This is a genomic window from Bifidobacterium rousetti, assembly GCF_008698235.1.
In the GTDB taxonomy this organism is placed as follows: Bacteria; Actinomycetota; Actinomycetes; order Actinomycetales; family Bifidobacteriaceae; genus Bifidobacterium; species Bifidobacterium rousetti.
On the sequence record NZ_PEBH01000013.1, the window covers coordinates 1 to 14,209 of the forward strand.

At 67.1% G+C, this 14,209-nt stretch carries 11 protein-coding genes; all 11 read left to right on the forward strand.

The features are described 5' to 3' along the window. The coding region (locus CSQ85_RS11460; protein ID WP_150384117.1) for a tyrosine-type recombinase/integrase at positions 1–625 on the forward strand (625 nt) is incomplete at its 5' end. Between the two features lie 366 nt (positions 626–991). Then, positions 992–2,638, forward strand: a complete 1,647-nt coding sequence (locus CSQ85_RS11465; protein WP_150384157.1) for a peptide ABC transporter substrate-binding protein — start codon at positions 992–994, stop codon at positions 2,636–2,638. Between the two features lie 352 nt (positions 2,639–2,990). Beyond that, the gene (locus CSQ85_RS11470; RefSeq protein WP_107040972.1) at positions 2,991–3,917 is read left to right on the forward strand and encodes an ABC transporter permease; all 927 of its coding nucleotides are present in this window, start codon (positions 2,991–2,993) and stop codon (positions 3,915–3,917) included. Positions 3,918–3,937: 20 nt separating this feature from the next. After that, complete coding sequence (locus tag CSQ85_RS11475; protein WP_150384118.1) at positions 3,938–4,906, forward strand: ABC transporter permease; 969 nt, start codon at positions 3,938–3,940, stop codon at positions 4,904–4,906. A gap of 21 nt (positions 4,907–4,927) precedes the next feature. Continuing rightward, entirely contained in the window at positions 4,928–6,943 is a 2,016-nt protein-coding gene (locus tag CSQ85_RS11480) for a dipeptide ABC transporter ATP-binding protein (RefSeq protein ID WP_150384119.1), read from the forward strand. Positions 6,944–7,017: 74 nt separating this feature from the next. After that, entirely contained in the window at positions 7,018–7,875 is an 858-nt protein-coding gene (locus tag CSQ85_RS11485; RefSeq protein WP_150384120.1) for an exodeoxyribonuclease III, read from the forward strand. A gap of 96 nt (positions 7,876–7,971) precedes the next feature. Continuing rightward, positions 7,972–8,850, forward strand: a complete 879-nt coding sequence (locus tag CSQ85_RS11490) for a DUF3710 domain-containing protein (protein WP_150384121.1) — start codon at positions 7,972–7,974, stop codon at positions 8,848–8,850. Positions 8,851–8,908: 58 nt separating this feature from the next. Next, entirely contained in the window at positions 8,909–9,649 is a 741-nt protein-coding gene (locus CSQ85_RS11495; protein ID WP_150384122.1) for a DUF3159 domain-containing protein, read from the forward strand. Positions 9,650–9,672: 23 nt separating this feature from the next. After that, positions 9,673–10,938: a class I SAM-dependent RNA methyltransferase gene (locus CSQ85_RS11500; RefSeq protein ID WP_150384123.1), complete on the forward strand. Its 1,266-nt coding sequence runs from the start codon at positions 9,673–9,675 to the stop codon at positions 10,936–10,938. Next, the gene (locus CSQ85_RS11505) at positions 10,935–11,513 is read left to right on the forward strand and encodes a sugar ABC transporter substrate-binding protein (RefSeq protein ID WP_150384124.1); all 579 of its coding nucleotides are present in this window, start codon (positions 10,935–10,937) and stop codon (positions 11,511–11,513) included. The genes CSQ85_RS11500 and CSQ85_RS11505 overlap by 4 nt, the downstream gene beginning before the upstream one ends. 14 nt (positions 11,514–11,527) lie before the next feature. Then, complete coding sequence (locus tag CSQ85_RS11510; RefSeq protein WP_150384158.1) at positions 11,528–14,116, forward strand: HAD-IC family P-type ATPase; 2,589 nt, start codon at positions 11,528–11,530, stop codon at positions 14,114–14,116. Positions 14,117–14,209 lie beyond the last annotated feature (93 nt).

Consider the following 14,209-nt stretch of genomic DNA (forward strand, 5'->3'; position numbering starts at 1 on the left):
GGATGTGTATCAGATACAGGGGGCGGAGGGCGCTCGGACAGGGGGCAGTGACCCGCAGGGCCGGCAGGACCCGCGTCCCATCCCGATCCGCCTGCGCGACGCCGCGATCCTCGAGACCCTCTACGCGACGGGCATCCGCGTCGCCGAACTCGTCGGCCTCGACCTCGACGACATCGACTTCTCCAACCGCACGATGCGCGTCACCGGCAAGGGAAATAAACAACGTGTCGTCCCGTTCGGCGCCCCCGCCGCACGGGTCCTCGAGCGCTGGATCGACGAGGGCCGCCCCGAACTGCTCGCCAGCGGCCGGCCTGACCGACCCGCCCGGTCACCCCGTCCCGCGGGCCCCGGCGACGCCCTCTTCCTCGGCGTGCGCGGCGGCCGCCTCGACCAGCGCGTGGTCCGCGAGGTGGTCCACAGGGAGTCCAGAAGGGCGGGTGTTCCAGATATTGGACCCCATGCGCTGAGACATTCAGCGGCCACCCATCTGCTCGACGGCGGCGCCGACCTGAGGGAGGTCCAGGAGCTCCTCGGCCACGCATCCCTCGGCACCACCCAGCGCTACACCCACGTCTCCATCGAACAGCTCAAGTCCCGCTACACCCAAGCATTTCCAAGGGCTTAGCAGCCCCTCCCCGTTTACGTATCGGATGCGCTCGAGTCAAGCGGAAGCGGCGGGGCGGCGTGTGTGGTGTCCGACCGTAGGCTTGGCCGAACGGCCTTGAGTGTGTCGGACACCACACACGCCGTCCCCCGCGACACCCCCCATCAACCCCTCCGATACCGTAAACACCCCAGTCGGTATTCACACAATATCCATAATTTGGTAACGTCCTGTCTCCAGAACGCGGCACAATGGACCGCGATCAGCAAGGGGGTTGTGCACGGAGCGATCCGCGGGCAGCCCCCTTGCATATATGGCGCGTCCCGACACGCGCCCGAGAGGTGCGATCCACGCATCTCAAGGATGAACACAGGAGAATATCCAATGATGAAGAAGAAAGCCTTCGCGATCGCCGCGGCCGTGTGCGCCGTCGCGACCCTGGTGGCCGGCTGCGGTTCTTCCAGCAACAGCAGCTCCACGTCGAGCTCGAGCAACAGCGGCTCGAACGTCCTGAACGTCTACGCCTCCGAGCCCCAGAACCCGCTGATCCCGGGCAACACCAACGAGACCGGTGGCGGTAAGCCGGGCGACCTGCTGTTCGCCCGCCTCGTCTCCTTCGACGCCAAGGGCAACGCCTCCAACGAGGTCGCCGAGTCCATCACGCCGAACGACGACGCCACGCAGTACACCATCAAGCTCAAGGACGGCTGGAAGTTCACCGACGGCACCCCGGTGACCGCCGAGTCCTTCACCAAGGCCTGGAGCTACACCGCCAACGCGAAGAACGCGCAGAAGGGCACCTCCTTCTTCTCCACCATCAAGGGCTACACTGATCTGCAGAACGCCGACTCCCTCAAGGGCGACGAGCAGCTCTCCGGCCTGAAGGTCGTGGACGACAAGACCTTCACCGTCGACATGTCCCAGCCGGACGCCACCTTCCCGATCAAGGTCGGCTACCTGGCGTTCGCCCCGCTGCCGGAGTCCTTCTACAAGGACCCGAAGGCCTTCGGCGAGGCCCCGGTCGGCAACGGCCCGTACAAGTTCTCCAAGTGGGATCACAACAAGGAGATCGACCTCGTCAAGAACCCCGACTACAAGGGCAATGACGTGCCGAAGAACGACGGCATCAACTTCAAGATCTACACCGACGACAACGCCGCCTACGCCGACATCCAGTCCGGCAACCTCGACGTGATGGAGTCCGTCCCGGCCTCCGCCACCAAGACCTTCCAGAAGAACCCGAAGGTCCAGGCCTACAACAAGGCCGGCTCCGTCTCCCAGACCTTCACCATCCCGTCCAACCTCGAGCACTTCCAGACCAACACCGAGGAGGGCCAGCTGCGTCGTCAGGCCATCTCCATGGCCATCAACCGCGAGCAGCTCACCGAGAAGGTGCTCGGCGGCGTCGCCACCCCGGCCGTCGACTTCACCTCCCCGCTCACCCCGGGCTACTCCGACTCCCTCAAGGGCTCCGAGAACCTCAAGTTCGACGCCGCCAAGGCCAAGGAGCTGTGGGCCAAGGCCGACGCCATCTCCAAGTACGACGGTCAGCTGACCTTCTCCTACAACGCCGACGGCGGCGCCAAGCCGATCTACGACGCCATCGTCAACCAGCTCAAGAACAACCTGGGCATCGACGTCGCCACCAACCCGATGCCGACGTTCCAGGAGTTCCGCAACGCCGTCACCAACCGCCAGATCAAGGGCGCCTTCCGTACCGGCTGGCAGCCTGACTACCCGTCCCCGGAGAACTACCTGTTCCAGCTGTACGCCTCCGCCGCGGCTGACGGCAAGGGCTCCAACGACGGCGACTACAAGAACGCCGATTTCGACAAGCTGATGGACGAGGCCTACGCCGCCAAGTCCACCGAGGACGCCAACAAGCTCTACCAGCAGTCTCAGGAGATCCTGCTCCAGCAGCTGCCGGCCATCCCGCTGTACTACTCCAACGCCGCGGGTGTCGCCGCGACCGGTGTCAAGGGCTTCGAGATGAACTGGCAGAACCTGCCGGTCTACGAGGAGCTCTCCAAGTGAGCGTGACGCTCGCCTGACCTGATTCCCAACGGAATCGCAATCAAGGGTCGGAATCCGAAAAGGGTTCCGGCCCTTGTGTCGTTTATATGCCGACTACCCCTCAGTCCCGCTTTGCGGGCCAGCTCCCCTGACAAGGGGAGCCGAAGTTTGGGGAGAGACAAACCCGACATCGCGGTACGCACAGTCCCGTTGTAAGCTCCGATTCACCTTCGTGAAACATTCGTGTCAACCCGTAGGGTAAACTTACGGGGTACTTAGCGACCGGCTGGGCGCTTTGGCATGCCTTCCCGCACAACGGCGCGGCGAGTCAGGGCGATGTGAGACCGGTCCGAAAGAATTCAAGGAGAAACCGATGGGCAAATATCTTCTGCGACGCATTCTGCAGATGATCCCCGTGGTTCTCGGTGCGACCCTGTTGGTCTACGCTCTCGTCTTCGCGCTGCCGGGCGACCCGGTCAAGGCGATGTTCGGGGACAAGCCGATCAACGAGGCGGTCGCAGCCCAGATCCGCGCCGAATACAACCTCGACAAGCCGTTCATCATCCAGTACCTGCTGTTCCTCAAGAACGCGTTCACGCTGGACTTCGGCAACACCTTCGCCGGCCAGCCGGTCATCGACGAGATCGGCCGCGCCTTCCCTGTCACCATCAAGCTCGCTCTGATGGCCTTCTGCTTCGAGGCGGTCTTCGGTGTGGTCTTCGGCATCATCTCCGGCCTCAAGAAGGGCAAGTGGTACGATTCGGTGATCCTCATCGTCTCCCTGCTGCTCATCTCCGTGCCGACCTTCGTCACCGGTTTCGCAGGCCAGTACTTCCTCGGCGTGCAGTGGAGCCTCATCCCCGTGACGGTCAGCGCCAACACCACATTCACCGAGATGCTGTTCCCCGCGATGGTGCTGGGTTCGGTCTCGATGGCGTACATCATCCGACTGACGCGTTCCGAGGTCTCCTCGAACATCGCCCTCGACTATGTGCGCACCGCGCGCGCCAAGGGCATGTCGAACGGCTCCGTGATGGTGCGTCACGTGCTGCGCAACTCCCTGATCCCGGTCGTCACCTACCTGGGCCAGGACCTCGGCGCCCTGATGGGCGGCGCGATGATCACCGAGCAGATCTTCAACATCCACGGCGTCGGCTTCCTCACCTACCAGTCGATCCTCAAGGGCGAAGGCAACCTCGTGGTCTCGATCGTCACGCTCCTGCTGCTGGTCTTCGTCGTGTGCAACCTGCTCGTCGACCTGCTGTACGCGGCCCTCGACCCGCGCATCCGTTACGAGTGACAGGGAGGAGACCGAACATCATGACCGACAACAACCAGAACCGCTCCTACGAGACCCTACCCGGGCAGGAGCGCTACGTCGCCCCGCTCGACGAGACGCCGCTGCAGGACGTCGACAAGGTCGACGAATCCGCCCCGGCCTCGAGCATGTGGTCCGACGCGTGGCGCACGCTGCGCAAGAACCCGCTGTTCATCGTCTCGGGAATCCTCATCGTCTTCATCGTCTTCGTCGCGCTCTTCCCGGGCGTGTTCACGAAGCTCGACCCGAACTACTGCAACCTCGACAACTCGCTCGAGCCCGCCGAGGCCGGACACCCGTTCGGCTACGACTTCCAAGGTTGCGACGTGTTCGCGCGCACCGTGTACGGCACGCGCACGTCGCTGTCCGTGGGCCTGCTGACCACGGTCATCGTCGCCGTCATCGGCACGCTGATCGGCGCGGTCGCCGGCTTCTTCGGAGGTTGGGTCGACGCGGTTCTGAGCCGCATCATCGACATCTTCTACTCGATCCCGTTCCTGCTGGGTGCGATCGTGGTCCTGCAGATGTTCCGCACCTCCTCCTCCATCTGGAAGGTCGTCTTCGTCCTCGCCCTCTTCGGCTGGGTGTCCACCGCGCGTATCGCCCGCGGTTCGGTGATGGAGGCCAAGAACCTCGAGTTCAACACCGCCTCGACCGCCCTCGGCTCGACCCCGATGAGGAACCTGTTCAGCCACATCATCCCGAACGCCCTGGCGCCGATCATCGTCATCGCCACCACCTCCCTCGGCTCGTTCATCGTCTCCGAGGCCACGCTGAGCTTCCTCGGTCTCGGCCTGCCGACCACGACCGTCAGCTGGGGCGGCGACATCTCCCAGGCGCAGGTCAACCTGATGACCAACCCGATGGTGCTGTTCTATCCGTCCGTCGCCTTGGCCGTCACCGTCCTGAGCTTCATCATGATGGGCGACGCCGTCAAGGACGCGCTCGACCCGAAGAGCCGTACGGCCTGAGTGTGAGGTAGGCAAAACAACATGGAAAACACGAACGACGCCAAGATCGTCGAGATGCAGAAGGCCCACGGCCCGCTGCTCGAGGTGAAGAACCTCGCGATCGACTTCACCACCGACGACAAGAGGGCCGTGCATGCCGTGCGCGACGCCTCCTTCTCCGTCTACCCCGGCCAGTGGGTGGCCATCGTGGGCGAGTCCGGCTCCGGCAAGTCCACCTCCGCCATGGCCGTGCTCGGCCTGCTGCCCGGCACCGGCCATGTGGTCGGCGGCTCCATCAAGCTCGAGGGCAAGGAGCTTACGGGCCTCAAGCCCAAGGACTTCGACAAGCTGCGCGGCGACAAGATGGGCCTCGTGCCCCAGGACCCGATGAGCAACCTGAACCCGGTGTACCGCATCGGTACGCAGGTCAAGGAGGCGCTCAAGGCCAACAACATGGACGTGGCGCACGAGAAGCGCTCGGCTCTTGCCAAGGCACTGGCCGACGAGGACTCCGCCGTCGAGCTCAAGGGCAACGAGGACGAGACCTTCATCGGCTCCGCCGAGCTGCCCGCCCTGATGGATGCGGCCAAGCAGGCCCTCACCAATGCCGGCGTCACCGGCGAGGCCGCCGACAAGGCGGTCAAGCACTTCGAGAGCGAATGGGTGCCCGGCTCCGAGACCCGCTGGCGCGTCGCCAACGACCTCATCAAGGCCGGCGTGAATGACGATAAGGCGTGGTCCATCGCCAAGGCCCACGTCACCGGCTCCACGATGGACGACCGCATCGCGGGCCTGCTGTCCGAAGCGGGCCTGCCCGACGCGGCCACCCGTGCCCGCCAGTACCCGCACGAGTTCTCCGGCGGCATGCGCCAGCGCGCGCTCATCGCCATCGGCCTGGCCTGCCGCCCCGATCTGCTCATCGCCGACGAGCCGACCTCCGCGCTCGACGTGACCGTGCAGAAGAAGATCCTCGACCACCTGCACATGCTCACCGACTCGCTCGGCACCGCCGTGCTGTTCATCACCCACGATCTGGGTCTCGCCGCCGAGCGCGCCCAGCACATCGTTGTGATGTACAAGGGTCAGGTCGTCGAATCCGGCCCGTCGCTCGAGGTGCTCCAGCACCCGCAGCACCCGTACACCAAGCGTCTGGTCGCGGCCGCCCCGTCGCTCGCCTCCCAGCGCATCATCTCCGCGCACAAGCGCGGCGAGGACACGGACGCGCTGCTCGAGCACCATGTGGTCGGCGAGGCCAAGCTCGAGAAGAGCGAGAACGTCATCACCGTCGAGCACCTGACCAAGGAGTTCAAGCTCCCGCGCACCAAGGAGATGTTCAAGGCCGTCGACGACGTGTCATTCTCGCTCAAGCGCGGCTCGACGCTCGCGATCGTGGGCGAGTCCGGCTCCGGCAAGTCGACCGTCGCCAACATGATCCTGAAGCTCCTCGAGCCCACGGGCGGCAAGGCCCTCTACGAGGGCGAGGACATCGCGACGTTCACCGGTGCCAAGCTCCTCGAGTTCCGCCGCCACGTGCAGCCGGTCTTCCAGAACCCGTACGGTTCGCTCGACCCGATGTACTCGATCTACCGTTCGATCGAGGAGCCGCTGCGCATCCACAGGATCGGCGACACCAAGAGCCGCACCAAGCGCGTGCGCGAACTGCTCGACATGGTCGAGCTGCCCGAGTCCGTGATGACCCGCTATCCGAACGAGCTGTCCGGCGGCCAGCGCCAGCGCATCGCCATCGCGCGAGCCATGGCCCTGAACCCGGACGTCATCGTGTGCGACGAGGCGGTCTCCGCCCTCGACGTGCTCGTGCAGGACCAAGTGTTGAGGCTCCTGAACGACCTGCAGGCCGAGAAGGGACTGAGCTACCTGTTCATCACGCACGATCTCGCGGTCGTCCGTCAGATCGCCGACGAGGTCGTCGTCATGCAGCACGGCAGGCTCGTCGAGCACGCCACCACCGACGAGGTGTTCAACCACCCGCAGAAGCAGTACACACGCGACCTGCTCGACGCCATCCCCGGCGGCAAGCTCCAGCTCGGCCTCGACTGACCGGGTTTTTGAGCTCCCCTTGCGAAAGCCCCCGTTCCACCGGACGGGGGCTTTCGCGTTGTATAGTAAGCCGCATGATCACGATCACCACTTCGAACCTGAACGGCATCCGCGCGGCCAGGCGCAAGGGCGTCGAGGCCTGGGCCGGGCAGCACACACCCGACGTCTGGTGCATGCAGGAGGTGCGCGCCCCGCAGGACGAGGTCGACCCGATCCTCGACTCGTTCGCGTTCGAATACGCGACCCACGGGCGCGTCAACGACCCGAGCGGCCTCAACCGCATGAACGAGGTGTGCCGGGTCAAGGGCCGCGCCGGCGTCGCGCTGATCAGCGACCTGCCGGTCGTCGAACGGCGGTACGGTCTGCCCGGACTCGACGAGGACGTCGATTCGGGCCGCTGGATCGAGGCGGACGTCGTCACGCCGCAGGGCTACACGATCACCGTCGCCAGCGTGTACGTGCACGCCGGCAACGCCGACGATCCGGTGAAGATGGCGCAGAAGTACCGGTTCCTCGACGCGATGCTGTCACGCATGGGCGACCTGCGAGACGAGGCGGCGCACGGCGGGAGGCAGGCCGTGCTGTGCGGCGACTTCAACATCGCGCACACGCCGCTCGACATCAAGAACGCCAAGGCCAACGAGAAGCACGCCGGGTTCCTGCCCGCCGAACGCGCCTACGTGGACCGGTGGCTGGGGGAGCTGGAGTTCGTCGACGTGATGCGCGACCTCGCCGGCGACATCCAGGGCCCGTACACATGGTGGAGCCAGCGCGGGCGCGCCTTCGACAACAACGTCGGCTGGCGCATCGACTACCAGTTCGTCACCCCCGAGCTCGCCGACAGCGCGTGCGGCTTCGTCATCGACAAGGCGCCCACCTACGACCTGCGCTGGTCCGACCACGCGCCGCTGAGCGTCACCTACGACGTGTGAAGCCCTCGTGAGGCCGGCGTCCAGCCAGTTCCAAGCCGAGGTGCTAGGCTTGGCAGGGTTGCAACCGTCAGACACGACACTGTGAAATGAGGAACCATGGGACTGTTCGGATTCGGCAAGAAGAAGGACAAGGCGGAGAAGAAGGCCGTCGAGACCGAGGACGAGGACGCGAAGGCCGCGGCCGCCGCCAACGCCGCCGCCAAGGCGGACAGCGAGACCGCGGAGAAGACCGCCGCCGAGGCGCTGCCGGAGGCCAGCGAGGAGTACGCCGGCCGCGGCGAGGAGCGCGGCCCGTGGGACGTCAACGACGAGGACGTGCCCGATTACGACGACTACCTCGACCTCGGCGCCTACTACCTGCCGTTCATGCAGCACATCGAGCTGAGGATCAAGGCCAACCGCGCCACGCGCGCCATCCTCGGCTCCACGATCACCTACCAGCACTCCAGCCTCGAGGTCGAGGCGTACGCCGCGCCGAAGACCCTCGGCCTGTGGGAGGACTGGAGGAACGACTTCCTCGAGGCCAACAAGAAGGCGTCCGCCGACAAGGGCGTGTTCGGCACCGAAATCAAGCTGCCGGTCGAGGTCAAGGCCGGCAAGACCGTCATCACCCGCATCGTCGGCGTTGATGGCCCGCGCTGGATGCTGCGCGGCATCTTCTCCGGCGTCGCCGCCACCGATCCGGACGCCGAGGAGACCAAGGCCCTGAACGAGTTCTTCTCCAAGATCGTCGTCGAGCGTGGCGAGGAGCCGCTCGCCCCGCGCGACCTCATCCCGATGCACCCGCCGGTCAGCCCGGCCGAGCGCAAGGCCGCCAAGGAGGCCGCCGCCAACGCCGAGGAGGCGCAGGACGGCAACGGCAAGGAGCACCTCAAGGACGTCCCCACCCGCCCGAAGGGCCCGCTGAGCCAGGACCAGCAGACTGAGGTCAAGACCACGCTGTCGCGCGGCCCGATGTTCTCCGAGGTCCGCTGAGCCGGATCATCATCGGCAAAACCCACCCACGCAACGGATCGAAGGACTCGGCACGGATTTGACTGCACAGAACGCTGAACGCAAGCCCGAACAGGGCGAACGGAGGAAACGCACCGGCCTGGGCGCGCTCGCCACGGCCGGCGCCGACGAGGACTTCTCCGTCATCGACGCGATCGGAGGGCCCCGCGGCGTCATCGAATCGATGCTGCCCGGAGTGCTGTTCGTCGTCATGTTCGTGGCGACGAACGACCTCAACCTCACCATCGGCGTCTCCGCCGCGCTGGCCGTCGTGCAGGTGATCGTCCGCCTCGTCCAGCGCCAGTCCGTCATGGGCGCGCTGAGCGGGCTCATCGCCGTGGGCATTTGCCTGATCTGGGCGTGGAAGAGCCATGAGGCCCGCAACTACTACATGTTCGGGTTCCTCACCAACGCCGGGTACGCGGCGCTGCTGGCCGTCTCGCTGGCCGCGCGCGTGCCCGGCCTTGGCCTCGTCATCGAGTTCATCCGCCAGCTGCCCACCGAACGGCTGGGCGAATGGTTCCACGACTGGATGGACGACAAGGCCCTGAAGCGCGCCTACATGGTCATCACCGCGCTGTGGATGGGCCTGTTCCTGCTGCGTCTCGCCGTGCAGGTGCCCCTGTACCTGACCGACCATGTGGCCGCGCTGGGCGTCGCCCGCCTCATCATGGGCATCCCGTTCTGGGCGCTGGCCATCTGGGTGAGCTACCTCATCATCGCCACGCCCCTGCACCGCCACAAAGCCGCCGCCAAGGCCAACGCCGAGGCGGATAACTGAAGCCACAACCCATAAAGGAATCCATGGAAGCTGAAGTCCGCATCGAACGGTACGCCGATCAGGGACGCTGCGTCGCGCACATCGACGGCCGCGTCGTGTTCGTCCGCTTCGCCCTGCCCGGCGAACTCGTGCGCGTCGTGCTCGACGAGCCGCACGACCGCGACGAACGGTTCTGGACCGCGGAGGTCGTCGAGGTCATCGAGCCGAGCGAGGACCGCGTCGAACCCGCGTGGCCGCTCGCCGGCCCGCTCGCGATGGGCGGGGGAGTGGGCGGCGCCGACCTCGTCCATGTCTCCCTGCCCGGCCAGCTCAAGTGGAAGGCCGTGACCGTCAGCGAGCAGATGAGCCGCCTCGGCCACGTCGACGTCACCGTGCCGGTCGAACGCGCCGACGGCGACGAGGCGCTCGGCGGACTCCACTGGCGCACCCGCATCGAGATGATCGCCGATGACGAGGGACGCCCGTCGATGCGCCGCCGCGGCTCCCACACGCGCGTGCCGATCGATACGATGCCGCTCGCCACGCGCGGTCTGCTCGACGTGGCCGAAAGGCATCATGTCTGGGACGGCGGGTTCACGCCCGGCGCGCAGATCCGCCTGTCCGTGCCCGAACCCCGCACCGACGCGCCGCGCGGCGACGACTACGCCGTCCTCGTCGACGGCGAGCTCACCCACGGCAGCGGCACGCTCAGCGAACAGGTCACCGTCGCGGGCATCACCTTCACGTACGAGGTCGACGCCAACGGCTTCTGGCAGATCCACCGTCAGGCGCCCGTCGCCCTCGCCAACCACGTCATCGACCTGACCCGCGGCGAGCTCGACGGCGCCGCATCGGCCGTCATCTGGGACCTCTACTCCGGCTCCGGCCTGTTCACCTTGCCGCTGGCGACGCTCACCACCGACCGCACGCGCGTGTTCAGCGTCGAGGGCGGACGCACCGCCGTCAAGAGCCAGCAGCGCAACCTGCGCGCGCTGGGGCTCAACGACGTGGACGCCCGATGCGGCGACGTCGCGAAGACACTCGCGCACGTGCCGGCGAACTTCGCCCGCCCCGACGTGGTCGTCCTCGACCCGCCGCGCGCCGGCGCCCACGCCAAGGTCTGCCGGCAGATCGCCGAAGCCGGACCGCGATCCGTCATCTACATCGCCTGCGACCCGACCAGCCTCGCCCGCGACACCGGCACGTTGACCTCGCTCGGCTACACGCTCGCCGACATCCGCGCCTACGACATCTACCCGATGACCCACCACGTCGAAACCGTCGCCCTCTTCCGCAAGGACGCGGCGTGACACCGCCGCGTGCTGGCGGTCGCGCGTCCGCGGCCCTCGCCTGCGCAGCCGCGTGCCTCGCCCTGACCGCCTGCACGCCGGCCGGCAAGGCCGTCGGCGACACGCAGACCACCCAGCCCGAGGTCGCGCACGTCGGCATCCAACGCAACGAGGCGCGCATCGCGCTCATCGGCTCGCCGACCGCCGCCGCCGACAAGCCGGTCCTCGACGCGATGGGAGACACCGACATCCAGACCATCTACGTCTCCTCGAAGAAGTCCAAGGATCCCGACGCCGCGCGGCGTCAGGGCGTCGAGGACATGGTCGACCGCGTCGTCAACCTCATCGTCGTCTCCGACCTCGATGTCTCGGCCGACGCCTCCGGCTGGGACGCCGCGCTCGGCTCCGCACGCGAGGCCGGCATCCCCGTCGCCCTGCTCAACCCGGTCCACGCCCCCGATGACGCCACGCTCTACGCCGCGACCCTCGTCCTCAACGACCGCGCCGCCGACGCCACCAAAATCGACGACGCGATGATGACCATCCTCAACGACGAGCCGCACGAGCGCGAGATCGTCGTCACGACGATAAGGTAAGCAGCATGAGCGATATGCCGAAGATCGATGAGCCTGGCCTGAACGCCGACGAGGTGGCGCAGCGGGTGGCGGCGGGGGCCGTCAACCGGGTGAAGGACTCGACGTCGCGGTCGGTGAAGGACATCGTGCGCGCGAACGTGTTCACGCTGTTCAACGGGATCATCCTCGCCGCGATGGTCATGGTCCTCGTCACCGGATCGTGGAAGGACGCCGTCTTCGGCTTCGTGATCATCATCAACACGGGCATCGGCATCGTCACCGAGCTCAGGGCGAAGCGCACGCTCGACAAGCTGTCCATCCTCGTGGCCTCCGACTGCCTCGTGCGCCGCGACGGACACGACGTCGAGATCCCGCACGACGGGATCGTCATGGACGACCTCCTGTGGATACGATCCGGCGAGCAGGTGCCCGCTGACGCCGAGATCGTCTCCAGCTGGGGGCTGGAGGTCGACGAGTCGATGCTGACCGGCGAATCGCGCACCGTGCGCAAGAAGCCGGGCGACGACGTGTACTCCGGGTCCACCGCCGTCTCGGGGCTCGCGCTCGCGCGGGTCACGGCGGTCGGGGAGCGGTCCTACGCGGCGACGCTCACCGCGAAGGCGAAGGTGTACCGCAAGACCGTGTCCGATCTCAGCAGGGGCATCAACACGATCCTCAAGTTCATGACGTTCCTCGTGGTGCCGCTGTGCATCCTGCTCGTCCTGTCGCAGATCCACACGGTCGGCGGCTGGGGCGTCGCGCTCGCGACCGGCCAGTGGCGGCAGGCGGTGGTCTCCGCCGTGGCGGGTGTCGTCGGCATGATCCCCGAGGGACTCGTGCTGCTCACCTCGCTCAACTTCGCGGTCGCGGCGATGCGGCTCGCACGACACCAGACCCTCGTGCAGGAGCTCGAGTCGGTGGAGACACTGGCGCGCGTCGACTGCCTGAACCTCGACAAGACCGGCACGATCACCGACGGCGGCATCGCCTTCGACAGGATCGTCATGCTGGACGACGCAAACGACGAGTCCGGGAACAGGGCCGCACGCGAGGCCGCGCAGGCGCTGTACGACCTCGCGAACGAGGAGCAGCCCAACGGCACCGGCCGCGCCGTGCTCGACGGGCTGGGGGAGCGCGGGTACGGGCCCGGCGAGATCGCCCGTCGCGTGCCGTTCTCGTCCGCGCGCAAATGGAGCGCGATCGTGCGCGCCGGAGCCGGTACCGGAGTCGGCGCTGGGGCCAGTGCCGGAAACGCGACGGAGACCTGGTACATGGGCGCGCCCGAGGTGATCCTCGCCGCGCTCGAGGGCGATCGGACGGCGGATCGGCGACCCGCCCGCGCCGCGATCCTCGAACAGGTCAACACGTACGCGCGGCAAGGCAACCGCGTGCTGCTCATCGCCTGCGCACGGACGGCCGATGCGGCTAATACGGCCAATGCGTCCAATGCGTCCAATGTGTTCAATGCGCATGGCGGCGATGCCCCCGCCGCGCAGTCCGACGACGACCCCATGCTCGACCCGAACGCCGAACCGGTCGCGCTCGTGCTGTGCTCCGAACGCATCCGACCGGACGCCGAGCGGACCCTCGCATGGTTCCGCGAGCAGGGCGTGCGCTGCCGCGTCATCTCCGGCGACAACCCCGTCACCGTCGGCGCCATCGCCCGCCGGGTGCGGCTCACGGGCGAGCGCGAACCCGTCACGCTGGACGCGCGCGAACTGCCCGACGACGTCAACGAGGTCGCCCGCCTGCTCGAGGACGTCGACGTGATCGGCCGCGTCCTGCCCGACCAGAAGAAGCTCATCGTCGACGCCCTGCACGCGCGCGGCTACACGGTCGCGATGACCGGCGACGGCGTCAACGACGCGCTCGCCATCAAGGAGGCCGACCTCGGCATCGCGATGGGCAACGCCGCGCCCGCCACCAAGGCCGTCGCGCAGGTCGTGCTCGTCGACTCGAAGTTCAGCCACCTGCCCGACGTGGTCGCCCGCGGCCGGCAGGTCATGGCCAACATGGAACGGGTCGCCGGCCTGTTCCTCGTCAAGACCGTCTACTCGGCGCTGATCTCGCTGGGCGTCGTGCTCACGCGGATCCCGTACCCGTACCTGCCGCGCCACATCACCTACATCGGCGCGCTCACCATCGGCGTGCCCGCCTTCATCCTCGCGCTCGCGCCGAACACGCGCAAATACATCCCCGGCTTCCTCGGGCGCGTCGTGCGCTTCGCCCTGCCGGGCGGCATCGCCACCGGCCTGTCCGTGCTCATCGCCGCATGGAGTCTGCCGTCCATCATGGGCTGGGACGTGACCGACGCCGCCGACCTCGCGCGGCTGCGCGCCACCGAGGCGATCATCCTGTTCGTCATGGGCGTGTTCGTGCTCGCCCGCGTCGCCCGGCCGCTCAATGGCTGGAGGGGCGCGCTGGTCGCCGTCCTCGCCGCGGCCGGCGTCATCGGCATGCTCATCCCGTTCGTCGCGCGCTTCTTCGCCCTCATCATCCCCACCGGCTCCACACTCACCGCCACGCTGATCGCGCTCGCCGGGGCCGCCGTGATCTTCGCCCTGTGCCTGTTCGCCGTGCCCGCGCTCACCCACGCGATCGCGGAACGGCGCTTCCACCGCTGAACGCGCGCCGGACGCGCCGGATCGAGCCGCGCATTGTCTCACCTTTCAAGCCGACACGCCAGAGGAAAAGTAACGTACCCGTACCATTCGGAG